This window comes from Algoriphagus sp. NBT04N3 (assembly GCF_019443765.1).
GTDB lineage: Bacteria > Bacteroidota > Bacteroidia > Cytophagales > Cyclobacteriaceae > Algoriphagus > Algoriphagus ornithinivorans.
Genome location: NZ_CP048415.1, coordinates 3,874,112 through 3,899,007, shown reverse-complemented (window position 1 = coordinate 3,899,007; position 24,896 = coordinate 3,874,112). Strand labels below are relative to the sequence as shown.

The window sequence follows — 24,896 nt, the reverse complement described above, 5'->3', positions numbered from 1 at the left end:
ATTAAACTCCCATGGCTCAGATAACGGAAACCTTCATTTCCGGTGTTTTTGAAATACAACCTAAATTGTTTCAAGATTCTAGGGGCTATTTTTTTGAATCATTCCGAAAGGATTGGTTCTCTGCCAATGGATTAGAAGAAAACTGGGTTCAGGATAATCAGTCCTTTTCCCAAAAAGGAACTGTCCGTGGACTACATTTTCAAAGAGATCCATTTGCGCAGGCAAAGCTCGTGCGTGTGGTGCAGGGGAAGGTTTTGGATGTAGTAGTGGACCTTCGGAAAGATTCAGCTACCTTTGGGCGATCATTATCTGTGGTTTTGGATGCATCCAAGCAGAATTTACTGTATATTCCGAAAGGATTTGCACACGGATTTTCGGTCCTGGAAGATGCACTTTTCCTGTATAAATGTTCCAATTATTATCACCAAGCCAGCGAAGGCGGAATTTTATGGAATGATCCCGAGTTAGGCATTGATTGGAAAGTGACAGACCCCATAATCTCAGAAAAAGATCAGAAGTGGCCAACATTGGCTGAATTTATAAAATCAAGTGGAGGAGGATTCTAAATGGGCATTTTAGACCTGTTTAAACGTAAACCTGAAGTCATAGAAGACCTGGACCTTAGCTGGTTGCAGGCAGACATGCACTCTCATCTCATACCCGGAATAGATGATGGTTCTAAATCCATGGAGGAGTCTCTGGATTTGATACGAAGGCTATCCCAATATGGGCTTAGAAAGATTATCACCACCCCTCATATCATGTCTGAGTATTACCGAAATACTCCTGAAATTATTCAGATGGGGCTGGAAGATCTACGTAAGGCTGTAAAAAATGAGGGCATTGAGATTGAAATTGATGCGGCTGCGGAGTACTATATGGATGAGATTTTCTTGGAAAAGGTAAAAGCCGGGGAAGAGCTTTTAACTTTTGGAGATAACTATATCCTAGTCGAAACAGGCTTTATCAATCGACCTCAGATGTTGCTGGAGATTTTTTTTCACTTGGAAATGGCTGGATATAAACCGGTTTTTGCCCATCCTGAGCGCTATCAGTACTTAGTTGCGGATAAAGATTTACTACAGGATCTCATTGACAGGAATATTATCTTCCAGATTAACCTGCTTTCTTTGACAGGATTCTACTCCAAGCAAGTCAAGGATTTTGCAGAGACACTTTTAGAAAAGGCAAATGTTCGATTTTTTGGAACAGACTGCCATAATTCTCGTTATCTGGATATGTTGGAAACACTTCCCAAGTCCAAAACTTTTGAAAAAATCCGTCATTCGGAATGGTTAAATATCAGTCTTTGATCTTAAAAAAAGCATGAAAATTCTTATTACCGGAATCACAGGTTTGCTGGGCAGCTATTTAGCTAAAGAACTTCGTGCTTTGGGTGAAATTCATGGGCTCAGAAGAAAGCAATCTTCAGATAAATTGATCCAAGGCTTAGATTTTCCAATTCATTGGCATGAGGGAAGTTTGGCAGATATGGATGCGTTGGAATCAGCCTTACAGGAAATAGACCTTGTGGTGCATTGCGCCGGCTTGGTTTCCTTTAACCCTGCAGATACTGATCGCTTATATCATGTCAATGTGGAGGGTACAGCAAACTTGATTAATGCCCTGCTGAATACAGGGGTGAAAAAGTTGGTTCATGTATCCTCAGTAGCTGCGATCGGCAGAAGTATTGAAGCAAAAATAATTGACGAAAATTTCAAGTGGACAGAGTCACCGCTAAACACAGAATATGCAGTTTCGAAATATTGGGGTGAATTGGAAGCCTGGAGAGGAGCTCAGGAAGGGTTGGATGTGATGGTAGTAAATCCATCTGTTCTTTTGCCCAAGGTGGAGGATGAGCGATCCAGCGCATCTGTTTATCAATTTATTTTGAAGGGAAATTCTTTTTATCCTACTGGAAACATCAATTACCTGGACATTCGGGATGCTGCAGAGATGATCCGGAAATTGATTCAAAAGGAAGCTTGGGGAGAGCGTTTTATCCTTAATGCAGCAAGCATTCCTTTCCGGGACTTTTTTGAAAAGATGGCTACGGTTTTTCAAAAATCAGCCCCAACCAAACCAGCCAAAGGCCTAATCTTAAATCTAGCCGTATTTTTTACAGGAATAGGAAGAAAATTGGGACTTACTGACAATCCCTTAAATAAGAAAACTGCGAAAATTGCTTCCCAAAAAATTACATTTGATGGCAGTAAAGCAGTGCAACTTTTAGACTTTGAATTCAAATCTTTGGAAGACACCTTTTCCTGGGCAAAGTAAACTAATTTCGGAAAGGCTTCGTTATCCCTTTCTTGCGCTGGGAAGGCCTTTATATCACTTGAAAAAAATTAACATTTCAGCGTTTTGAGAGACCGTTTTATTTGGTATCTTAAGTAAACCTTAACACATTCGAATGACCGGAGATCACGATCACGATTGGGAAGAAGACAAAAAGCTCGTGGAGCGCTTTGAAAATTCCCTGAAATCCAACCTCGATATGTTTTTCGATGAAGAAGAACTGGAGGATATTATCCGCTTCTATTTTGATCAGCAAAAATTTCTGAAAGCATTAAGGGCTTCCGAGTTTGCCTTGGAAAAATTCCCTTTTTCTGTGGAAATCAAATTGCTCAAAGCTCAATGCCTGATCTTCAACGATGAGCTGGAAGAGGGTTTGAGTATCCTGGAAAACATCAACAATATTTCACCTAATAATGAGGAAATCGTCCTTGCTTTAGCCAATGCGCACATTTTGGCCGGGAATCCTCAAGAGGGCGTAGACTTATTGGAGAAATATTTACCCATGGCAGAGGATAAGGCAGAGGTTTATTATTCTCTGGGAAATCTATTCCGAGCCAAAGGTGATAATAAGCAGGCCAGCCATTATTTTAAGGAAGCCGTAAAAATCCGCATTAACCACGAAGATGCTCTTTTTCAGCTTGCTATGATTACGGAAGAAGAGGGTTCATTCGATGAAATCCTTCAGTTTTACCAAGAATTTATAGACCAGGATCCCTATAGTGCAGGGGCTTGGTATAATTTGGGCGTAGTTTATAATCGCTTGGGAAGGTTTGAAGATGCTATCAAAGCCTATGATTATGCCATTTTGATAGACGATAGTTTCGCTTCAGCTTATTTCAATTTGGGAAATGCGCTGATGAATACCAATCAATATGAATTGGCGCTAGAAGCGTATCAAAATACCATCAATTGCGAAGGGGCGAATGCAGAGAACTGTTGCTATATGGGCGCTGCATATGAGAAGCTGGGCAAAATCGATGAGGCTTTTAAATATTTCAAAAAGTCAGCAAAGTTGGATGAGGAATATGATGATGCTTGGTTTGGATTGGGAATGTGCATGCTAAAGAAGGAAAAATTCTTTGAGGCCATCCACTATTTCAAAAAAGCCCTCAACCTCAGTAAGGAAAATGCGAATTATTGGGTTGGTCTGGCCGATGCTGAATTTAACCTTGGAAATCTCCAGGCCAGTTCGGAGGCTTATGAGGAGGCTATTAACCTAGAACCCGGAATCATGGAGACCTATGTGAATCTCTCTGTGATTTACTACGACCAAAATAGATTTGAGGAGGCTGTAGACGTAATCAGCGAAGGAATTGAGGAGTTGCCCGAGGAAGCGGAGCTCTATTATCGCATGGTAGTTTACCAGATCAAATTAGGCAATTACAAAGAAGCGTTTTCATATTTGGAAAATGCTTTAACTTTGGACTTTGATCGGCATACGGTTTTGTACGATTTGATGCCTGAGTTGAAGCAGCAAAAAGCCATCTACAAGCTGATTGCGCAATACCGGGACGATAAACTTTTGCCTTAAACCTTAAAATCAAGTAAATGAATTATGTGCTAAAGAATATCCCTGTACGTACTGAAAAGCCGCGTACCACGGGATTTACTATGGCTATGGACAAAGGACTTAGCCTTAGGGAAACAGAAGACTTTGTAGATAGCTGTTCTGATTTTGTTGACATTGTAAAGTTAGGTTGGGCCACATCATATGTGACCAAACAATTGAGTGAAAAACTGGCGGTTTATAAAGAAGCTGGGATTCCCGTTTATTTTGGAGGAACTTTATTTGAAGCTTTTATCGTAAGAGGACAGTTTGAAGACTACAGAAAAGTATTAGATAAATATAATTTAGAGTTTGCTGAAGTTTCTGACGGATCGATATCTCTAAATCATGATAAAAAGTGTGAGTATATATCCACTTTGGCAAAGCAGGTAACCGTACTTTCAGAAGTAGGTTCTAAAGATGCTGCTAAAATCATCCCTCCATACAAGTGGATTGAACAGATGCAAACTGAACTCGATGCAGGTGCGTGGAAGGTAATCGGAGAAGCAAGAGAAGGAGGAAATGTGGGATTATTCCGTGACTCCGGGGAAGTAAGACAAGGTTTGGTCGAAGAAATTTTGACAAAAATCCCTGAAGAAAAAATCCTTTGGGAAGCACCTATCAAATCTCAGCAGGTTTGGTTTATCAAATTACTAGGAGCGAATGTTAATTTGGGAAATATTTCCCCTTCTGAGGTGATTCCTTTGGAAACCATTCGACTAGGCTTGAGAGGTGATACATTCGATCACTTTTTAGGAGAAATCAAACTTTAAAAATTTAATAGGCTGATCGAGTGAATCTTTCAGCCTTTATTTTTATCAAATGAAAAAGCTCAAAATTTACCTGCTGACTTATTTGAAAGGAATGGCCATGGGCGCCGCGGATATTGTTCCTGGTGTTTCAGGTGGTTCCATAGCTTTGATCACAGGTATTTATCAGCGTTTGCTGGACAGTATCAATGCCTTTACAGGGGATAACCTGAAACTTCTGCTCAAATTTGAGTTGAAAGGATTTTACAAATCTGTAAATGGTAGCTTCTTACTCAGTCTTTTGCTGGGTATCATGACCTCAATTTTCACACTTTCCAAATTGATAACCTGGCTGATGGATGAACATCCCATCCCGCTTTGGTCATTTTTCTGTGGATTGATCCTGATTAGTGCTTTCATTATTTTGAAAGAAATCAAACGCTGGCATTTGGGAGTGATAATTTCTCTCTTGATAGGAACAGCTTTGGCGTGGTGGGTAACAGGCCTTCCTCCGACCACCTCTCCCGATGCGCTTTGGTTTACTTTTGCCGCCGGAGCTATTGCTATATGCGCCATGATCCTTCCGGGGATTAGCGGAAGTTTCATCTTGCTGATTTTGGGAAAATATGAAACAATATTGGCAGCAGTTTCAGAAAAAGATATTCTCACATTGGGAATTTTTGCCTCAGGTTGTATTGTGGGTCTTCTTTCATTCAGTAGAGTTGTTTCTTGGCTCCTTAGAAAATTCTATTCCACTACCATAGGTTTACTTTCAGGGTTTATGTTGGGTTCCATCAATAAATTATGGCCTTGGAAAGTGGTTACTCAATACAGAACCTCCTCTTCCGGAGAAGAAAAACCCTTTTTAACTGAAAATATTTGGCCTTCAGAATATTTGGCTCAGGTAGGTGCTGAGCCCAATTTAACATGGGCCATATTTGGCTTTGTTGGGGGAATTGTATTGGTTTTGGGAATTGATTTGTTGGCCGCTTATCTCAAGAAATCATGAGAAAATTCGGTTTAATCGGATATCCATTGGGTCATTCTTTTTCAAAGAAGTACTTCACAGAAAAATTTGAAAAAGAACAAATCTCTAACTGTCACTTTGACCTATATGAAATCCCTGAGATTACTGACTTTTCCAAAGTTTTAAAGGAAAACCCCGAATTGGAAGGGATGTCAGTGACCATCCCATACAAGGAGCAAGTAATCCCTTGGATGGATGCTCTTGATCCTGCCTGTGAGAAAATCGGTGCAGTCAATTGTATTAAAATTGAGCCCGGAAAACTGACTGGATACAATACGGATTACTTTGGCTTCAAAGGTTCCTTAGAAAAATGGTTGGGCCCAAAAAGACCCAAAGCTTTGGTTTTGGGAACTGGTGGAGCTTCTAAGGCAATTAAGCAAGCCCTCAATGATTTGGAAATTGAATTCCTATCTGTATCCAGAAATCCAGCGGATCAACAAATTAGCTATCAGGATTTAGAAGGTAACCCATCTTACATGGCTGATCATCATTTGTTGATCAATTGTACTCCCTTAGGCACTTATCCCAAAACAGAAGGATTTCCTCCTATTCCTTTGTCACAATTGTCCTCTGAGCACTGGGTTTTTGATTTGGTTTATAATCCTTCAGAAACTACCCTCATGAAAGCTTGTCTTTCAAATGGAGGAAAAGCCAAAAATGGATTGGAAATGTTAGAGCTTCAAGCAGAAGCTGCCTGGAAAATATGGAATGAGAAATCATGAAAAAGGCTATCCTCATTATTCAATGCAAAGATCAAAAAGGAATAGTAGCAGCTGTTTCCCAATTTTTGTTTCGATATGAGGGGAATATTTTAGAAGTAGATCAGCATGTGGATGAGGAGCTGGGGATGTTTTTTATGAGAGCAGCCTGTGAACTTGAAAGCTTTTCCATTTCCAAGGAATCAATCAAGCAAAAGTTTGAAGAAGAGGTCGCTGGAAAATTTGGGATGGACTTTAGGCTTCATTTTAATTTTCCCAAACCAAGAATGGCTCTTTTTGTGAGTAAGCTCTCACATTGCCTTTTTGATATTTTGGGCAGGCATCATGCGGGTCAGTTGGAAATGGATATCCCTTTGGTAGTTTCCAATCATCCCGATCTGAGACAGGTAGTAGAGTCCTTTGGGATTAAGTATGAGCATATTCCTGTCAACAACTCCAACAAAGAGGAAGCAGAGGCCAAGCAACTGGAGCTCTTAGAGGAAAATCAGGTAGATTTTATTGTGTTGGCTCGGTACATGCAGATTTTGTCAGGGAAGTTGATTGAAAGATTTCCCAATAGAATCATCAATATCCATCATTCTTTTTTACCTGCTTTTATTGGAGCAAAACCGTATCACGCAGCATACGAAAGAGGCGTAAAAATCATTGGGGCCACTGCTCATTATGTGACTGAAGAATTGGATGCAGGACCGATTATAGAACAGGAAGTTGCACGCGTTCGCCACCATAATACGATTTCTGAATTGGTACAAATTGGCCAAGACGTGGAAAAAGTAGTTCTCTCCAAGGCCATTAAATATCATTTGGAAAGGAAGGTCCTTGTTGTAAAAAATAAGACAGTGATCTTTTATTGATTAGGGAATTACCTTTCTGGGAATATCTTTGGGAAGTCTTGTTAGCAATTCATAATTCACCTGCTGGGTAGACTCCGAAAAGGAAGCAACAGTAATTTCTTTTTTCCCCTGCTTTCCAATCATTACCACTTCATCCCCTGTTTGAACTCCCGATACCTTAGTAATATCCACTGCGATGGCATTCATGGTAACCGTTCCCACCACTTGACAGAATTGCCCGCCTATAAGGACTTGTCCTGAGTTGGAAAGTAACCTACTGTATCCATGGCCATACCCGACAGGCACGATGGCCAATTGCATGTCATGAAGGGCCATGAAACTATTGCCATACCCAACAAACTCTCCCATTTCTACCTTTTTCAGGCTCATGACAGAACTCTTCCAGGTAATCAGTCTTTTCAATGGGTTTTTATTATTGCTTGGAAGATCTTTCAATTTGGCAAAATACGTCTCTTTGGTTGGCCAAAAACCATAACCGGCAATGCCGATTCTCACCATGTCCATGATGGTTTCCGGAAAAATCAAAGTGGCTGCAGAGCAGGCAGTATGGTACCTGTTGAAAAAGAGATAGTTTTCTGAGAGATAGTTTTTAAACTCATAATAGACTGAAATCTGATTTTTCACCCTCACAAAATTGCTCACGCTTTCAGCTCCTGCATAATGAGTGCAAAGTCCTTCTAAAATCACATGTTCTTTGGCTTCTTTCAACACTTGAACCAACTTTTCTCTATCCTCCCAGTCAAACCCTGTTCTGTGAAATCCTGTCTCAACTTCAACATGGATCTTTGCAGGAATTTTGATTCTTTTTGAAATAGAGATTGCCTTTTCCAGCCTGTAAAAATCAAAAACATAAAAATTGATCCCAGCTCGGATCAAATCTTCCATTTCTTCCTCATACAACATCCCCAGAATCATAATCTCAGAATTTTTGGTAGAATGCTTTTTAACAAGCCAAGCTTCATCCGAGCTGAAAGCACTGAAATGCCTGATACCTGCTTTTTCTGCTATTCCTACCATTTGCTCAATTCCATGCCCATAGGCATTTCCTTTAACCACTGCAGAAATAGTAGGCTTTTCCCCTATTTCTGAGCGAATGTATTTGATGTTTTGTCTATAGGCTTTTGCGCTGATTTCCAAAAAGGAGGTAGCAATCATAATTCTTGGTTTTTTTGAACCGGGCCAAAAATTAAGTCAGCTTGATTCCAATTCCCAATTTTCCCTACATTTATTCCTAAAGCTTTTACAAATGGACACTCAATCGAAAATTCGCTGCCCTTGGTGTTTGGGATTTGATCAATATGTTAGCTACCATGACGAAGAATGGGGAGTTCCTGTTTATGATGATAAGATTCATTTTGAATTCCTGGTTTTGGAGTCTGCCCAAGCAGGATTGAGCTGGGCAACGATCCTGAAAAAGCGGGAGGGATATAGAAATGCTTTTGCCGATTTTGATTACAAAGTGGTCGCTGACTTTCCCGATTCCTATGTAGAAGAATTGCTCCACGATCCGGGAATTATTCGAAATAAGCTCAAAATTAAAGCAGCTATCAATAATGCTCAACGCTTTATGGAGGTACAGCAAGAGTTCGGTTCTTTTTCAGATTATATCTGGTCTTTCGTAGGAGGAAAACCTATTCAAAACAAGCTTCAAAGTATGAAAGATGCTTCTGCTACCTCAGCTGAATCCGACCGATTGGCTAAGGATCTAAAGAAAAGAGGCTTTAAATTTTTGGGTTCCACAACAATCTACGCCCACATGCAGGCAACTGGCTTAGTGAATGATCATTTGGTCGATTGTTTTCGGCATAGTGAAGTGAAAAAACTGCAAGGGTCTTAAGCTTGGACTTTTACCTTACAATTAGATTAATCTCATCAAAATATACTTTCCCTAAAGTTAAGTCGGGTACAAATAAACCAACCTGAATTTTTTCTGCATCTTTTGGAAAATTTTCCAAGGTGGCTTTCAATAAAAACCAATCAAAATCACCTTGAAAAAGCTCTTCATTTGTGGCGGAAGCACTTTTGCTTTGATCAAATGCTATTCTGGGAAAAATCTGTATTCCAATGTGCACTCTTCCTCCTAAAGTTAAATCCCTTACATTTTCTCCCTTTACAAAAGCTAAAAGCTCAACTGTGCTCCCGGGAGCAGGCATGGGTCCGGTATAAGTCTGAATCCAAGTTGCAGCATGGGCAGTTGATCTTTCTTTATTTTCGATAAAAAGAGATCGGTTTCCAGTCAAGAATACTTCCCTGCTCACTCCATACTGAACTGTATTGGAGGTCAATGGTGTCCAAGGCGAAACATTATCTGGATACAGGGATAAATTGGGATTCAAAAGAAGTTGGCTTCCTTTGGGAAGGAAGTCTTCCTCGGCATTGCAGGAAACCAACAGGAAAAGAAAAAGAATCAGGGAAAAATTTCTGGCAGCTTTCATAACTATCGCAATTCATTCATTTTCAGATGAATCTAAGTTACTAGTTTTTGGGTCAGAGACAAGGGTTTTCTTTATCTAAACTAAGAAATTTTTTCAAAATTACGATTCAAATATCAGTTAGAGAACCTCCTTCATGAGAGAAAAAGGAACTCCTCTTAGTCTCTTGACATTTTGCAAAAGGGGTCTGCTTTTAGGCAAAAGCAAAGAATACCAACCATACCAAAAACAGGATAGGTAATAAAATAGGCAGGGAGAAGCGGATGATGTAGCCAAAGAAGGATGGCATTTTGATCCCGCTTTGTTCAGCGATTGACTTTACCATGAAGTTAGGTCCATTACCAATGTATGTCATAGCTCCAAAAAATACAGAGGCGATGGCAATAGCCATTAGCTGGAAAGATGAATCAGGATAACCATCAGCAGCAAACTGCCTTACTTCCTGAATATTGTTGATCGAAGCTCCCTCTGAAGCCATTGCTGCTGCTAAGAAATTCAGGTATGTTGGGGCATTATCCAAAAAGCCTGATAAAATACCTGTTCCCCAATACAAAGTATTATGGGTGATTAATTCAGCTCCTTCAGGAGATTTCGCAAAATCACCCACCAATTCCAAAGCAGGCATCATGGTTCCGAAAATACCGATGAAAATAAACGCAACTTCCCGGATTGGTTCGAAGTTGAATTCATTGCCTTTAATCGCTCGTTGATCTGCAAATCGATAGGAAAGGAAGGCTACAGAAAGCATGATAATTTCTCTGAGAAAAGAGAATTTTTGTCCATCATAGTGGATAGCAGGAACCCAGTCCAGTACGTTTGGGTCGAGGAAGACAGAACAAATCACAATGAATAACCATCCAAAATTCTTCAATCCAATCATGGAGAATTTATTGGTATAGGTTACCTCTTCCATTTCACTGTCATCATTTGCTCTTCCAAATTTGCGATCGACAAAATAGAATGCGGCCGCTAAAATCAGTAGGGCAAATAGCCAATTGTCCCAGTTGTTTTCTAAAGTCCAGAAGAATGGAACACCTTTCAAAAAGCCTAGGAATAAGGGAGGGTCACCAATAGGTGTCAAAGACCCCCCGATGTTGCTGACCATAAAAATAAAGAAGATGATATGGTAAGCTTGAATGTTGCCTTTATTCAATCGAATAAAAGGACGGATTAAAAGCATGGAAGCCCCAGTCGTTCCAATCAAATTGGAAACCAATGCTCCTATCAGCAGCAAAGATACGTTGGCAAGAGGTGTAGCTTTTTTGTCAATTTCAATCAAAATACCCCCTGAGGCAATGTACAGAGAGGCCAAAAGGGCAATAAATTGAACATATTCGGCCAAGGCGTGAACCGGCCCGTGTACATTTTCTAATACAAATAGATAGTATAAAACCACTAGAACAGCCAAGCCAACCGCAATTTTGGGATAGTTTTTATGCCAGAAATGCTCATAGAACAATGGCCCCGTAGCAATCATCAGAAGAAGAGCCACAAAAGGAATGACTAACCATCCCGGAGGTGTATGGTGGACTTCGGTTTCGTGTGCTTCTTCTATGTGAACGCTAGCTGCCTCATGATCAGCATCTACCTGCTCAGCTTGTGCAATTAGCCTAGTTTCATTAGAGCTCTCCTTAGCCAGGCACTGGGATGCCTGCATTCCGGGAAAAAATAATATTCCGAAAAGTAAGGAGATGCCAAGGATAAAATTCTTCATGTGAATAACAGGGGTATGCTGGGTGTTCTTTTCGGTTAATTTAAGCAAATATTTTTTGCTTGACAGTCTGTAATAGGGATTTGCTAAACTACAGATTTTGCGTCAAACCGCACAACCATCAAAAAGCTGCCCAGCGGATTTAATCAAAAATTAACTCCAACTGGGCAAAGCTAAAGAATGGTTTTACACGAGTTGACCCAAAGCTATTTTAAAGGAGCTTTCAGCCAGTTTAGTTTTTCCTGGATTTTCCGCAAAAGTCTTTTTCAAGGCTTTTTCAATAGTCTTGCTTACATCTTTGAAAATTGCCTGATCGGTTACTTCTGCTTGATCACTCATGAGGTAAGCAAATACCCTTGCCATACCACAATTCGCGATGAAATCCGGAATCACGGAAACTTGATGATCTGTCCATGCACCAATAGGTCCGAAGAAAATCTCCGGGTCTGCAAAAGGTACATTGGCTCCGCAGGAAATCACTTCTAACCCTGCTTTGATCATTCGTTCTGACTGCTCTTTAGTAATCAGTCTTGATGCCGCGGCAGGGATAAAGATTTCACTTTCCAGATCCCAAATCTCTTCATTAATCATATCAAAAGGAATCAATTGGTCAGCGATTAACTGATTGCCATTTCTGGTTATAAATAACTCTCTTACTTCATCAAGAGAGAATCCTTCTTTTTTGATCAAACCGCCATCACGGTCAATGATGCCGACTATTTTAACTCCCTCTACTGCCAGAAAACATGCTGCAGCGGCTCCTACATTGCCCCAGCCCTGGATGACTGCACGCTTTCCTTTGAGGTTTCCGCCCCAAATTTTATAATAATGACGCACTGCCTCAGCCACTCCGTACCCGGTAATCATATCGGCTACTGTGTACTTTTTAGGACCGTTTGGAGTGAAATGAGGATCTTCTAAAACCTTGGAAACACCTTGTCTTAACTGACCAATTTTTCTGATTTTTTCAGGCTCGGTAGCATGAAAATGTCCATTGACCACACCTTCCTGTGGATGCCAGATTCCAAAAGACTCAGTAATTGGAATTACTTCGTGAATTTCATCCACATTCAAGTCCCCGCCAGTTCCGTAGTAGTTTTTCAGTAATGGAGTGACTGCCTTGTACCATCTTCTCAATACCTCATCCTTTCTTGGGTCCTTAGGGTCGAAATTAATTCCGGACTTTGCTCCTCCTATGGCTGGACCTGACACAGTGAATTTCACTTCCATAGTCTTGGCAAGTGATTCTACTTCTCTTTTATCCAAGCCTTTTCGCATTCGGGTTCCTCCTCCGGCAGCTCCCCCTCTCAGGGAGTTGATGACTACCCAACCTTCCGCTTCAGACTCAGAGTCTGACCACTCGAAAATGATTTCGGGTTTTTTATTTTCAAACTTCTTTAATAATTCCTGCATGTTTATTTGGGTTTACTTCGCAGCGCAAAAATAGAAAAATATCCAGCGCCTCCTAGAGTAGATTGTATGGAGGGTTAGCTATAAATCACTCCTCCAGAGGAATTTCTTCTAGCTCCTGTGACAGAGCTGAGGCAATTTTCCTCTCCCAGCAATCTAAGGAGTCCCAGAAAACCAAAAATCAAGGCTTCTTTGAATTCAATCAATTCAGATGAAGCTTGAAAATGATTCCATTGTCCCTCTAAATGAGCGTCTAATCGCTGGATAAAATAGCTGTTATAGGCCCCTCCACCTGTAATCAAAACCTGGGGATTTTCTACCTGGGAATAGTCTCTTATTACTTGGCTGATTTGCAGAGCGTAGTGCTCAATCAAAGTGGCTAATAGGTCCTTTGGGGCTAAGCCTGAATTTTTGATTAGTGGTTCAAAATCCTGCTCCATATCTTCCCTTCCCAAGGATTTTGCTCCTTTTTTGGAGTAAAAGGGCAATTTATTCAGCTTATCGAGAAGTGTATTTGATACCTTACCCTCAGATGCCCATTGACCACCTTTATCATAAGGAGCTCCTAAAATTTGGGCAATTGGATTTAACAAAATATTGAAAGGGCTCATGTCAAAAGCTACCCTTTGCTCATTTTGCTTCATACTTATGTTGGAAATTCCGCCCAGATTAATGCAGAAGTCCATTTGAGGGAAAAGTAATTCATCACCTATAGGTACCAATGGAGCTCCCTGACCTCCTAGTTGTATATCTAGCATTCTGAAATCATTGACCACTGTCAATCCTGAAGCTTGGTGAAGGGCCCATCCATTGCCAATTTGCAAGCTCAGTCCAAGGTTTGGCTGATGGAATACCGTATGACCATGTGAACAAAGAGCAAAAGGAGTAATTTCTCGTTCTTTGCAAAAAGCGGCTACTTGTTCCCCCATCCATTTTCCAAACGTCACATCTAAAACTGCCAGTTCATTCGCTGTTAATAGGTGTGATTTGGATAATTGATGTCCCAAGTTTTCAGGAAATGGAATAGTCAAAGCTTCCAAAATTTCGAAAGTCCAGTTATCACTCTTTTTGTATTCGCAGTAGGCAAGGTCTAATCCATCTCCGGAAGTACCGGACATCAAGCCTATTAGTTGGAAGCTCTTTGCGTTCATGGGTTAATGTTTGTTAAGTCAGGGACGATTCAAAGATAATTTTAGATACTGGAAAAAGTCCTCTTTTTTTAAATAGCTAATTTGCAGTCATAATTTATCATATGCCAAACCTCGTAGTCGACATAGGGAATACCCGGGTTAAATCAGCGCTTTTTGAAAAAGGTGAAATCACCTGGGAAAGGGCTTTTGAGAATCTGGACTTTGCCAAAAAAGCCTGGTCTGAACTGAGCTTCGAGGAGAGTATTATTTCCTCAGTCAAATGGTCAGAGGAAGAATTGAAATCCGCTTTGGATTTTGATTTTCTTTTTTTGACAAGAGAAACCAGTCTTCCCATATACAATGGATACGGTTCTCCTCAGACTTTGGGTTTGGATAGAATCGCTGCTGCGATCGGGGGCTGGAAAAAAGCCGGACAGAATTCAGCTTTGGTAATCGATTTGGGAAGCTGTATGACTTTTGAATTGATTGTGTCTGATACCTACAAAGGTGGAGCGATCAGTCCTGGCTTGGCTATGCGAGCCAAGGCCATGAATCAGTTTACGGCCCGCCTTCCTTTGGTAGAAGTAGGTAAAAAACCGGAGTCTCGGGTCGGAGATTCTACCCAAACTTGTATGCAAGTGGGGGTATGGTATGGCATTTATTACGAAATCATAGGTCAAATTCAGGCTTTTAGGGCCGAATTTCCTGAAATTAAGGTCTTTGTTTGCGGTGGAGATGCACAATCTTTTGAATCATTGGCAAAAGACCACATATTTGTAGTCCCAAATTTGGTCCTGTATGGATTGAATTGCATTCTAAACCACAATGTTGAGTAAAATCAAATGGCATCTATTGGGTGTTTGCTGCACCTTCATCCTCTTTTCTGAAGCTCAGGCACAGTCTAGTGCCTCCACTTATTCTGCCCTAGGAATCGGGGAGTTTAATTATTCCGGACTTACACAAAACCAAGGAATGGGAGGATTAGGAATCAGTTTTGGCACGGGCTGGAATGCCAACGTAGTCAATCCTGCCCTACAAACCAGAAACACTATTTTTAATTTTCAGACTTCCCTGAATTACAGAAGAATCAATGCTTCTAATGGGTCTCAATCTTCCGATGTGGACGGCGGAGGACTTTCCTATATCGCGCTTTCCTTGCCTTTCAAGCCAGGAAAACTAACTATGGGAATGGGTCTGAATCAGGTTACCTCGGTAAATTATGATCTGCAAATCTCCAGTATGGTTAACAATGCAGAGATTGAGGCAGTTAATAATATTAATGGCGACGGAGGAATATCCGAAGCTTACATCAGTGCGGGTTATTTATTAGCCAAAAATCTGAGTATTGGTGTTCATGGATCTTACCTATTTGGCTCTACCATCCGAAAGAATCAATTGACTCTATTTAATGAAAATGGCACGCAGGTAGGAAGCACTTCTGAATATTATGAAAGATTAACAATTAGCGATGTTGCCCTCAAATTTGGTACTCACTACTATTTCAAAGTAGGTGAGAAAAGTAATCTTCATGTGGGTGCCATTTATCAGGGTCTAGGGGACGTTAATGGAAGTGCCTTTGCCAAACTCGCCGCATTTGGCGAAGCTAGCGACCCCGATACAGAAGGAGACCTGATATTGGACAACGAAAAAGGAAGTATCTATATACCAAGTCGTTACGGATTTGGGGTGAGTTACGAGAGAGTCAATAAATACGTGATTGGATTGGAAGGTCAGTACCAGAATTTCTCTGATTTCAGAAACTTTCTGGGGGATCCTTTGGAGCTGAGAGAGGCTATTAAATTGGGCTTGGGATTCCAGATTGTTCCCGATTTTATGTCGGTTGATAACAATCTGAAAAGAGGCACTTACAGGGTAGGTTTGGAGTTTTTACAGACTCCATACTATATCAACCAGACCACCATTAATGACCTTGGCATTAACTTTGGAGCTTCAATTCCTGTTAACCAATTGTCGTTAATGAACCTTGCGGTAAAGGTGGGACAAAGAGGGACTACCTCCGCAGGATTGATCAGAGAAAACTACGTGAACTTTACCTTAGGCTTCTCTCTCAACGATAACACTTGGTTCTACAAAAGAGTATTTGAGTAAATATCTGAAGGCAGTTTTAAGGACTGCATAGAAAGAGAAGAGCAATTAAACCGAATTAAACAAGTCAAAACCATGAAAATTAAATCAACCCTTCTGGGGCTATCCGCCTTGCTTCTCGCCGGAATGGTGCAAGCCCAGGACGGATGGAATTGGCCATCCGACGAAGCTAAAGAAGCTAAAGCTAGAGAATTGAACGCTGCTTATGTAGACTACATGAAAGCGGATCAGTTTGTGGAAGCTACCAAACCTCTCCACTGGCTATTAGTGAACGTACCTAATTTGAATGAGTCCATCTACATTAACGGTACTAAAGTATATGATGGAGCAGCGGAGGCAGTTAGCGATCCTGCCAAGAAAAGAGCTTATCAGGATTCAGTAATGCTGATCTATGATAAAAGAGATGAGCTTTATAACAATGCTACTAAATGGATTGAAAATAAAGCATACTACGGATATGGCTACTTCAAAGGCACTAAAGAGAAATTAGGCGATGTAGTTGCTGATTTCGAAAGAGCAATGGAGATCAATGGAGAATTATCCATCCCAACTCTATATGCTGCTTACTTCGATGCGGTTTACAGACATAATGCCTACAATCAAGCATATAAGCCTGAGCAGGTTTTGGCCAAGTACGATAAAATTCAAGAGTATTTAAACAAGGCTGAAGCTAATGGTAAGGATGTATCCAATGCTAGAAGTACAGCTGAATCTATCTTGGTAGCTATGGAATTGATCGATTGTGACTTCATCGAAAACACCATGGGTCCTAAGTTGAAGGCTGATCCTACCAATGAGCAATTGGCACAGCAGATCTTCAAGTATTCTGTTCAGTATAAGTGTTTCTCTTCTAATGCATTCTTGACCGCTTTGGAACTGATTGACTCTAAAAATCCAACTTACGCTACTTCTCAGGTAAGAGCGATGAGATATATGCAGGAGCAGAATTATGAGAAAGCTCAGCCGGTATTGGAAAAAGCTTTGACTTTAGCTGAAAACAATGTGCAGAAAGCTGAAATCCAAATGGAATTGGCGAAAGTTCATGCCAACCTAGGAAGAAAGTCTGCTGCTAGAAATGCTGCTAAAGAAGCTGCTAACCTTGACGAAAGCAAAACTAAAGATGCTTACTCTTTGATTGGCGGATTGTATATGAACTCTTTCAACGACTGTAGAGGTGGTGTATCAAGAGTTAAAGATAGATCTATCTACATGGCTGCTTACAATGCATACCAAAGAGCAGGTGACTCTCAAGGAATGGCGCAGGCTAGAGCTCAGTTCCCTTCTAGAGAAGAAATCTTTACTGAAGGTCTTCAAGTAGGTGGTACTATCAATACAGGATGCTGGATTGGTGAAACTGTTACCTTGGCTACAAGAGACTAATTCAAAACAAATAAGTACAAAAGGCAGTCTTCGGGCTGCCTTTTTTTGTTTTCCCTTTCTGCTTAAAATATCTTTTATCTTTGCGTCATGAGGAAATTACTTCTCTTGCTTTCTTTAGCAATATCTCTGCTTTCCTGCCGGGAAGATGTGGATTCAACCGCATTGCAGGTGTATGAAGGACCAATGAACATTGCCACCAATATCCATGTGGTACATTCTGACTCAGCTATCGTAAGATCAGAGATCACAGCCGCCAAACAACTCGAATACCTCAATGGAAATATGGAGTTTCCAGATGGAATTTTGATTGAATTTTTTGAAAGAGACGGAACCTTAGAAACAACATTGAGAGCGGATAGGGGTTATTTTGACAAAGAAAAAAACCTGTATAGAGGTGAAGGGAATGTGCAGGTGGATAATTCTATAGAAGATCAGCATTTACAAAGTGAGGAATTGTATTGGGATCCAAACAAGAAAAAAATCTTCACTGATAAGTTTGTGACCATCCGGGACAAGCAAACCCTTTTTAATGGAACAGGAATGGAAGCAGATGAAAGCTTTACCAATTATACCTTGAAAAACGTGAGAGACAGTAGGACTATATTACCGGGAGAAGAAATATGAAATTAGGCGATTTATTGATTTTATCCCTTTCTTTGGCCTTGATAATCATTGGTATTCATCAGGCCATGACGGTGGGAATAGGGTTTTCCTATGCTATCTTTATGTTCGCAGTAGCTTTACTTTTTTGGTTTCAGTATAGAAGAACCAAGCGGGAGGAAGCAGAAAAAAATAACTCAAAGCCAGAAAAAAAGCGCAAGCGTTAATTTATGGAGACTACTTATCTCATTTATGTCATTATTACTCTCCTTTTTTCTGCATTTTTTTCAGGAATAGAAATCGCCTATATCTCTGCCAATAAGCTTCAGATAGAATTGCAGAGCAAGCAAGGTGCACTTAGCGGAAAAGTATTGAGTAGCTTCATCAAAAGACCAGGGCAGTTTATAGGTACTACTTTGATGGGAAACACGATCTCCTTGGTGCTCTATGGTATTTTCATGGCCTACCTGCTGGAGTATCCTTTGGATGCTTGGTTGCCTCCTGGGCTCAACAATGAGGTGGTGGTGTTGCTATTGCAAACCTTAATTTCCACTATTATCGTGCTGATTACGGCCGAATTTCTTCCTAAAAGCCTTTTTATGCTCAATCCTAACAATATGTTGAGCATTTTTGCCATTCCCTTTCTCGGCATTTATTACCTCATGTATCCGGTTGTTTGGGCTGTTGTAGGGCTATCCAGATTTTTTATTACCAAAATCTTACGATTAGAGTATAGTGAAGACAGACCGGTTTTTACAGTGACGGACTTGAACAGCTTTATCCAAAACCATATGAATCAGACCAAGTCTGAGGGAAAAGCTGAAATAGATACCAAAATCTTCGACAATGCAGTAGAATTCAAAACTGTCAGAGTTCGGGAATGTATGATTCCTCGAACAGATATTGTTTCTGTGGAGGTGGAAGACAGCATTGAAGATTTGAAAGAAGTGTTTGCTGAAAGCGGGCATTCAAAAATCATTGTATACAGGGAAACGATCGATGATGTAATCGGATATTGCCATCAATTGGAGCTTTTCAAAAAGCCTAAGACTATTGAAGAGATTCTCACCCCGATTATCATCGCTCCGGAATCCGCTCTTGCCAATGAGTTGCTGATTCAGTTTATTCAGGAAAGGAAAAGTTTAGCTTTGGTGGTGGATGAATTTGGAGGTACTAGCGGAATCGTATCGATGGAAGATATCATCGAAGAGATTTTTGGAGAGATAGAAGATGAGTATGACAGTGATGATTTGATCGAGCAAAAAATCGGAGATCAGGAATATTTACTCAGTGCCCGTCATGAAATTGATTATTTAAATGATAAATATGATTGGGATTTACCGATTGGAGATTTTGAAACAATTTCGGGATTAATTCTTTCTCATACCGAAAATCTTCCCAAAAAAGGGGAGTCTGTGACAATAGAGGCATATACCTTCACTGTAGTTTCGAGACAAGATCATAGAATTGACTCAGTTAGGCTCAAAATCAACGGCCCAACGATTTTTTAGGTAAGGGTTTGATTCAGAATATATTTTGAATTTCGTTACTAATGCTATTATTTTGCGACACTTCTAAAAAAGCGTAGTAACAATAATGGCGTTAATTAAACAAATAAGACAGCGGACAGGTCTCGCAATCGGTGTTATTGCCGGCGGGTTGATTTTATTCCTCCTAGGGGGTGATCTTTTGAGTCCTAATTCCTCTCTTCTCAATTCCAGCCAAAATATCGTTGGGGAAATTGCAGGAGAAGAAATCACGTATGAAGAATACGTGGCCAAGGTGGAAGAATTTCGAATCGCTTTTCAACAGCGTACCGGTCGAGCTCCATCTGAAGTAGAAATGTTTACTGTCAGAGAGCAGGCATGGCAAGCAATGATTGTCGATAAAGTATTCAAAGAAGAATACGAAAAATTGGGATTAACTATCTCCCCTGCTGAATTGGTGGATATGGTACAGGGAAAAAATATCGTTCCTGAACTCCGTCAGCAATTGGTGAATCCTCAAACTGGACAGTTTGACAAAAGCCAGTTGATTCAGTTTTTACAATCTTTAGAAACAGCAGATCCGGCTCAGCAAGCTTTTTGGGCTCAGCAAGAGCAGTTGTTCGCAGATTCTAGATTGAGAATCAAGTATGATAATCTTTTGGCTACTTCCGAGTATGCTACTTCTGCTGAAGCAAAATTGGAGTACAAGTCAGCCAATACTATCGCAGATGCATCCATCTTGTTTGTGCCTTACTATGCAGTGTCTGATTCTTCAGTGAAAATTTCTGATGCTGAATTACAGGCCTACTTGAAAAAGAATCAGGCTAAATTCAAAACCGGAAATTCTGCCAACTTGGAGTATGTAAGTTTTAGCATCAGACCAAGCAAAGAAGATTCAGCTGAGGTTATTTCCAGAATCAACCAATTGACTGAGCAATTGAGAACAGCTGAGAACGATTCTGTATTCGTTAACAGAAACTCTGACTTCAGACCAGCATTCTATACTTTCAGACCCGGTGATGAATTCCCTGCGGAATTGACCAGCAATGTAGATGAAATGGTAGAAGGCGAAACTTATGGACCTTTTGTTACATCAAGCTCTACCTATATTTCCTTCAAAGTTTCTGATAAGTACAATGGTACTCCCAGAATGAGCGCTTCTCATATCCTATTCAGCACAGAAGGATTGGACGAAGCTGCAAGAGCTCAGGTTAAAATTCAGGCTGAGGAAGTTTTGGCTGAATTGAAAAACGGTGGGGATTTTGCAATGGCTGCCCGTCAATACGGTCAGGATGGTACCGCCCAAAATGGTGGCGACCTAGGCTGGTTTGCTAAGGATGAGTTTGTAGAAGCTTTCTCAAATGCTACTTATGCGAGAAGTTCTACAGGTTTGATTCCAAACTTGGTAGAAACTGAATACGGATACCACATCATCGATGTGACTTCTCTTCCAAAAAGCGAGTATACTAAAATAGCTGTATTGCAATTGGAGCTAATTGCTTCTGATGCTACAAGAAACGAGGCATTCAGAAATGCTGATGCCTTCGCTGCTGAATCAGGCAATAGAAACGAGTTTACAAAGAATGCTACTGACAAAGGGTACAGAATCCTTCAGGCAAACAATGTAGATGCAGGTGCCAGAAACTTGAATAATCTCCAAAACGCCAGAGAGATTATCCGTTGGGCATTTGCTGAAGCTTCTCAAGGAGAAGTATCTCCTGTTTTTGAATTGGATAATGCTTACATAGTTACTTCTTTGGTTAGTAAAAAAGAAGAAGGAGAAGCGAAGCTGGAAGATGTTAGAGAGCAAGTGAAAGGCCAAGTGATGAATGAGAAGAAAGCTGAAATCATTAAAAAGGCTTTAGAAGGTAAGGCAACTTTGGAAGAAATGAAGGCAGTTTATCCTCAGGCAGCTTCTTTGAATGAGGTTCCAGATCTGAAATTAAGCTCCTCGGTAATTCCAGGTATCGGATTCGCTCCAAAAGCAGTGGGTGCTATTTTCGGAATTTCTGAAGGTAAGATCACGCAACCTATTTCTGAAGACGTTGGTGTCATTGTAGGTAGATTGAATAATCTTACTCCTGCAGCCGAGATCGGTGACTATACATCTTATCAGGCATCTCTTACACAGAATGCAGCCCAGAGAACTTCCTATCAAGTCATGATGGCTTTACAGGATCTGGCCAATGTGAAGGATTATCGATATAAATTCTTCTAAGAAAAAATTGGAACCCATGCCGCAAAGCATGGGTTCTTTGTTTGTAATCCATTTTACAGGAGAGCTTACGAATGCAAAAGAAATTTAACAAAGAGACCTTCAAGGAAAAACTGGAAGCTAATGGACAGTTTCCAATGTTGTATATGTTTAAATTCATTGTTCCCAATGGAAGGGAGCATGAGGTTGGAGCAATTTTCCCAAAAAATGAAATGACCTTAAAGCCGAGCTCCGGAGGCAAGTATGTCAGCACCACGATACAGGTGATGGTAGAAAGTGCCGACGAGGTCATTGAATATTATGAAAAAGCTTCTACCATTGAAGGTGTGATTTCACTTTAACTTTTAAAAACCATGTGGAAAGAAGAAGACAACAAACTCAAAAGAACATTCAAATTTCAGGATTTTCAGGAGGCTTTTGCTTTTATGACCCGAGTGGCATTTTTAGCGGAGGCGCAGCAGCATCATCCTAATTGGAGCAATGTCTACAATACAGTGGAGATTGAATTGACTACCCATGATGCCGGAAATACCGTGACTGAGAAAGATCGCAAACTAGCAAAAGCCATCGACGAGTTGGGTGTATGACAGAGCAGCAGGTCAGCTTATTTTTGGTTCCTGTACCAATCGGCAATCTTAAGGATATAACTTTGCGGGCACTGGAAACACTTCAGACTGTCAATGTAATCTTGGCAGAAGATACCCGAACTACGGGGATGCTTCTCAAACACCTTGAAATCACCAATAATTTACAATCTTACCATATTTTCAATGAGCATAAAGCAGTTGAAAAGCTGGTGGAAAGAATGAAAAAAGGAGAGGTATTCGCACTGGTTTCTGATGCAGGCACACCAGCAATATCTGATCCTGGTTTTTTGCTTGTTAGAGAGGTTATTGCGGCTGGTTTGGAGGTTCAATGTCTACCAGGTCCAACAGCTTTTGTTCCTGCTTTGGTAAATTCTGGTTTGCCCAATGATCGCTTTGTTTTCGAAGGCTTTTTACCTCATAAAAAAGGAAGAAAGACCAGAATTGATGCATTGACTGAGGAATCCAAAACCATGATTTTTTATGAGTCTCCTCATCGCTTGTTGAAAACCTTGGCTCAGCTTGCAGAAGCTTTTGGAGAAGATAGGCAGGCTTGTGTTTCCAGGGAAATATCAAAGCTTCATGAAGAGAACGTCAGAGGAACCTTGGTTGAGTTGATTGATTATTATGAAAATAATCCCTTGAAAGGAGAAATTGTACTCACTGTGGAGGGAAAAGCAGAAAAGAAAGAAAGCAGAGAGGACAAGAGGAAAGCCAAATATGGAAAAGAAGAATAAAGCTGATTTTTAAGTTTGAAATCTGAAAAAGCTTCAACTAAATTTTATATCTTAGTTTCCGAAGGCTTCAAGCTAAAATGGCTTTAATCTTGCAAATTGATTCCCTCATTAAAATATTTTCACCCTATCCATCCATTATTAAGTAAATCCCCACTTTTCATCGATGCTTAATTCAGCCGAACTTTCAAAACTCTTAGATCAAACACAAAATATTGCCAAATCTGTTGGCGCCTTTATCCGCAAGGAACGTCAGCATTTTGATGTAAAAAATGTAGAACATAAAGGCTTCAATGATTTGGTTTCTTATGTAGACAAAGAAGCCGAACGTCAGATCGTAGAGCAACTTTCAGTCATTTTCCCTGATGCAGGTTTTATCACTGAAGAAGGTACGAATACCACCCGGGCTGAAGTATACAACTGGGTGATTGATCCTTTGGATGGGACTACGAATTTTATTCACGGCTTGCCTGTATTTTCCGTAAGCATCGCTTTGATGGAAAAAGAGGAAGTGATTCTTGGAGTAGTATATGAAATCAATATGCACGAATGCTTTTATGCCATCAAGGGAGGAGGAGCATTTTGCAATGATACCCCGATTCGAGTGAGTAAAGCTCCAAATCTGGCGGCTTCCCTCATTGCAACCGGCTTCCCCTATTATAATTTTGAATTGATAGACCGCTATTTGGCGACATTGAAAAGTCTTATGCAGTCTACTCATGGTTTGAGACGTTTTGGCTCAGCGGCGGTTGATTTAGCCTATGTTGCGGCGGGTAGAATAGAAGGGTTTTTTGAATATAATCTCAACTCTTATGATGTGGCTGCAGGAGCACTTATTGTACAGGAAGCTGGGGGTAAAGTGACGGATTTTTCCGGAGGTAAAAACTATATTTTCGGAAGAGAAATTTTAGCAACCAATAAATCGATTCACCAGGAGTTTTTTGAAGAACTGGATAGAATCTGGTCAGCCTAAAAAGAAGTACCAGATGGTCAGGCTGAAAAGGGAGATGATCATCCCCAGACCGGAAAGTAAAGCAGCTAGTCTAGGGGCTAAATTGTAATTAATAGCTACAATGGAACCGGTAATCATGGGTGCCATCCCCGATTCCAGTACGGTTACTTTGAAGGTAAGTCCCTCTGTATCCATAAAATTGCTGTAGATCAGGTAAACCAGTAGCGGTGCAAAAACCAATCGATAGGCTAAGCCATACCAAAAATATTGCGAAGTCAAATCAGCTTTTTCAATTCTAAACCTCAAACCTATCGCCAATAAAGCCATTGGAGCCATGGTTTTGCCTACCAATGTCAGGAAAGGCATTAAGAACTCTGGGGTTTTCCAGCCCAAAAGGCTCATGATTAGGGTTCCAACCAAAAAACCAAAAGGAGGAAATTTGATGATTTTTAATGGAATTTCTCGAAGTCTTCCGCTTTGATGGCTGTAGATCGAGCCAATTACAATAGCCAAGGACGAAACCAATAAAAAAGAACCTCCCTGATCAATCAATAAGGCGATAGGAAGTCCTGACTTGCCATACAATGCTTCTACCACAGGAAATCCTAAGAATGATGTATTAGCTAGCCCTGCAACAATTGCCAAACAGCCTGTCACTTGTTTACTCCAATGAAAGATCTTTCCAAGGGTTCCGAATAGCAACCAGGAAAGCAAAAAAGTTAGCCAGGCCGCTGAAATAGGAATCAATAGGTCCCAACCTGGTTTTATTTGGGGAATATATAGTAAAGCGAGAGCAGGAAGTACCAAGATGAACAGATAAGAATTCACGAAGGAGATGGCTTTTTCGGTTGGAAAGCCTGCTTTTCGCTGAAAGACAAGCCCTGCAATCAAGAAAAGAAAAGAAATTACTGCCCCAATCATCTCAGCAAGTTATGAATCTCGAATTTTAATAACATAAAATT

General features: G+C 40.5%; 26 protein-coding genes. 20 read left to right on the top strand and 6 right to left on the bottom strand.

What is annotated here, in order from left to right; translation table 11 throughout:
* Positions 1 to 11: 11 nt before the first annotated feature.
* The 8 genes from rfbC to purU all read left to right on the top strand — a co-directional run bounded on the left by rfbC (position 12) and on the right by purU (position 7,193).
* Positions 12 to 566, top strand: coding sequence for a dTDP-4-dehydrorhamnose 3,5-epimerase (rfbC, locus tag GYM62_RS16940; protein ID WP_219957281.1), 555 nt, complete (start codon positions 12 to 14; stop codon positions 564 to 566).
* The gene (locus GYM62_RS16935; protein WP_219957280.1) at positions 567 to 1,313 is read left to right on the top strand and encodes a tyrosine-protein phosphatase; all 747 of its coding nucleotides are present in this window, start codon (positions 567 to 569) and stop codon (positions 1,311 to 1,313) included. It abuts the gene before it with no gap.
* Between the two features lie 13 nt (positions 1,314 to 1,326).
* Entirely contained in the window at positions 1,327 to 2,280 is a 954-nt protein-coding gene (locus tag GYM62_RS16930) for an NAD-dependent epimerase/dehydratase family protein (RefSeq protein ID WP_219957279.1), read from the top strand.
* A gap of 133 nt (positions 2,281 to 2,413) precedes the next feature.
* Positions 2,414 to 3,829 carry a lipopolysaccharide assembly protein LapB gene (locus GYM62_RS16925; RefSeq protein WP_091653520.1) on the top strand — a complete coding sequence of 472 codons (1,416 nt, stop codon included), beginning with the start codon at positions 2,414 to 2,416 and terminating at the stop codon, positions 3,827 to 3,829.
* 17 nt (positions 3,830 to 3,846) lie between these two features.
* A complete protein-coding gene (locus GYM62_RS16920; protein WP_091653522.1) occupies positions 3,847 to 4,617 on the top strand; it encodes a phosphosulfolactate synthase in 771 nt (256 codons plus the stop codon).
* Between the two features lie 49 nt (positions 4,618 to 4,666).
* On the top strand, positions 4,667 to 5,602 hold the full coding sequence (locus GYM62_RS16915; protein WP_219957278.1) for a DUF368 domain-containing protein: 936 nt from the start codon (positions 4,667 to 4,669) through the stop codon (positions 5,600 to 5,602).
* Entirely contained in the window at positions 5,599 to 6,342 is a 744-nt protein-coding gene (locus tag GYM62_RS16910) for a shikimate dehydrogenase (protein ID WP_219957277.1), read from the top strand. The genes GYM62_RS16915 and GYM62_RS16910 overlap by 4 nt, the downstream gene beginning before the upstream one ends.
* The gene (gene purU / locus GYM62_RS16905) at positions 6,339 to 7,193 is read left to right on the top strand and encodes a formyltetrahydrofolate deformylase (protein ID WP_219957276.1); all 855 of its coding nucleotides are present in this window, start codon (positions 6,339 to 6,341) and stop codon (positions 7,191 to 7,193) included. The genes GYM62_RS16910 and purU overlap by 4 nt, the downstream gene beginning before the upstream one ends.
* Here the strand turns inward: purU and alr are convergent, their stop codons facing one another.
* The gene (gene alr, locus GYM62_RS16900) at positions 7,194 to 8,348 is read right to left on the bottom strand and encodes an alanine racemase (protein ID WP_219957275.1); all 1,155 of its coding nucleotides are present in this window, start codon (positions 8,346 to 8,348) and stop codon (positions 7,194 to 7,196) included.
* A 91-nt stretch (positions 8,349 to 8,439) separates the two neighbouring features.
* Here alr and GYM62_RS16895 point away from each other — a divergent pair, with 91 nt between their 5' ends.
* Positions 8,440 to 9,030: a DNA-3-methyladenine glycosylase I gene (locus tag GYM62_RS16895; RefSeq protein WP_219957274.1), complete on the top strand. Its 591-nt coding sequence runs from the start codon at positions 8,440 to 8,442 to the stop codon at positions 9,028 to 9,030.
* A 10-nt stretch (positions 9,031 to 9,040) separates the two neighbouring features.
* On the opposite strand, the gene GYM62_RS16890 is transcribed toward GYM62_RS16895, so the two are convergent.
* From GYM62_RS16890 to GYM62_RS16875, 4 genes are all read right to left on the bottom strand, one after another.
* Positions 9,041 to 9,628, bottom strand: a complete 588-nt coding sequence (locus GYM62_RS16890; protein ID WP_219957273.1) for a hypothetical protein — start codon at positions 9,626 to 9,628, stop codon at positions 9,041 to 9,043.
* Positions 9,629 to 9,818: 190 nt separating this feature from the next.
* Positions 9,819 to 11,339, bottom strand: a complete 1,521-nt coding sequence (locus tag GYM62_RS16885; protein ID WP_219957272.1) for a sodium:proton antiporter — start codon at positions 11,337 to 11,339, stop codon at positions 9,819 to 9,821.
* Between the two features lie 183 nt (positions 11,340 to 11,522).
* Complete coding sequence (locus GYM62_RS16880) at positions 11,523 to 12,749, bottom strand: Glu/Leu/Phe/Val dehydrogenase dimerization domain-containing protein (RefSeq protein ID WP_219957271.1); 1,227 nt, start codon at positions 12,747 to 12,749, stop codon at positions 11,523 to 11,525.
* A 74-nt stretch (positions 12,750 to 12,823) separates the two neighbouring features.
* A complete protein-coding gene (locus GYM62_RS16875) occupies positions 12,824 to 13,897 on the bottom strand; it encodes an anhydro-N-acetylmuramic acid kinase (protein WP_219957270.1) in 1,074 nt (357 codons plus the stop codon).
* Positions 13,898 to 13,998: 101 nt separating this feature from the next.
* On the opposite strand from GYM62_RS16875, the gene GYM62_RS16870 reads away from it, so the two are divergent.
* From GYM62_RS16870 to GYM62_RS16820, 11 genes are all read left to right on the top strand, one after another.
* The gene (locus GYM62_RS16870) at positions 13,999 to 14,712 is read left to right on the top strand and encodes a type III pantothenate kinase (RefSeq protein ID WP_219957269.1); all 714 of its coding nucleotides are present in this window, start codon (positions 13,999 to 14,001) and stop codon (positions 14,710 to 14,712) included.
* Complete coding sequence (locus GYM62_RS16865; protein ID WP_219957268.1) at positions 14,702 to 15,985, top strand: hypothetical protein; 1,284 nt, start codon at positions 14,702 to 14,704, stop codon at positions 15,983 to 15,985. The genes GYM62_RS16870 and GYM62_RS16865 overlap by 11 nt, the downstream gene beginning before the upstream one ends.
* Before the next feature lie 72 nt (positions 15,986 to 16,057).
* The gene (locus GYM62_RS16860; RefSeq protein ID WP_219957267.1) at positions 16,058 to 17,362 is read left to right on the top strand and encodes a hypothetical protein; all 1,305 of its coding nucleotides are present in this window, start codon (positions 16,058 to 16,060) and stop codon (positions 17,360 to 17,362) included.
* A gap of 87 nt (positions 17,363 to 17,449) precedes the next feature.
* On the top strand, positions 17,450 to 17,986 hold the full coding sequence (gene lptC, locus GYM62_RS16855) for an LPS export ABC transporter periplasmic protein LptC (RefSeq protein ID WP_219957266.1): 537 nt from the start codon (positions 17,450 to 17,452) through the stop codon (positions 17,984 to 17,986).
* The gene (locus tag GYM62_RS16850; RefSeq protein ID WP_219957265.1) at positions 17,983 to 18,189 is read left to right on the top strand and encodes a hypothetical protein; all 207 of its coding nucleotides are present in this window, start codon (positions 17,983 to 17,985) and stop codon (positions 18,187 to 18,189) included. The genes lptC and GYM62_RS16850 overlap by 4 nt, the downstream gene beginning before the upstream one ends.
* A 3-nt stretch (positions 18,190 to 18,192) precedes the next feature.
* Positions 18,193 to 19,473 carry a hemolysin family protein gene (locus GYM62_RS16845; RefSeq protein WP_219957264.1) on the top strand — a complete coding sequence of 427 codons (1,281 nt, stop codon included), beginning with the start codon at positions 18,193 to 18,195 and terminating at the stop codon, positions 19,471 to 19,473.
* 85 nt (positions 19,474 to 19,558) lie between these two features.
* A complete protein-coding gene (locus GYM62_RS16840; RefSeq protein WP_219957263.1) occupies positions 19,559 to 21,667 on the top strand; it encodes a SurA N-terminal domain-containing protein in 2,109 nt (702 codons plus the stop codon).
* 71 nt (positions 21,668 to 21,738) lie between these two features.
* Positions 21,739 to 22,005 (top strand): DUF493 domain-containing protein, encoded by a 267-nt coding sequence (locus GYM62_RS16835; RefSeq protein WP_144606174.1) that lies wholly within the window; start codon positions 21,739 to 21,741, stop codon positions 22,003 to 22,005.
* 12 nt (positions 22,006 to 22,017) lie between these two features.
* The gene (locus tag GYM62_RS16830; protein WP_091653554.1) at positions 22,018 to 22,251 is read left to right on the top strand and encodes a 4a-hydroxytetrahydrobiopterin dehydratase; all 234 of its coding nucleotides are present in this window, start codon (positions 22,018 to 22,020) and stop codon (positions 22,249 to 22,251) included.
* A complete protein-coding gene (rsmI, locus tag GYM62_RS16825) occupies positions 22,248 to 22,985 on the top strand; it encodes a 16S rRNA (cytidine(1402)-2'-O)-methyltransferase (RefSeq protein WP_219957262.1) in 738 nt (245 codons plus the stop codon). Before GYM62_RS16830 ends, rsmI begins: the two co-directional genes overlap by 4 nt.
* A gap of 163 nt (positions 22,986 to 23,148) precedes the next feature.
* A complete protein-coding gene (locus GYM62_RS16820) occupies positions 23,149 to 23,955 on the top strand; it encodes an inositol monophosphatase family protein (protein ID WP_091653558.1) in 807 nt (268 codons plus the stop codon).
* Here GYM62_RS16820 and GYM62_RS16815 read toward each other — a convergent pair.
* On the bottom strand, positions 23,947 to 24,855 hold the full coding sequence (locus tag GYM62_RS16815) for an AEC family transporter (RefSeq protein WP_219957261.1): 909 nt from the start codon (positions 24,853 to 24,855) through the stop codon (positions 23,947 to 23,949). The two genes, GYM62_RS16820 and GYM62_RS16815, sit on opposite strands and share 9 nt — an antisense overlap.
* Positions 24,856 to 24,896 lie beyond the last annotated feature (41 nt).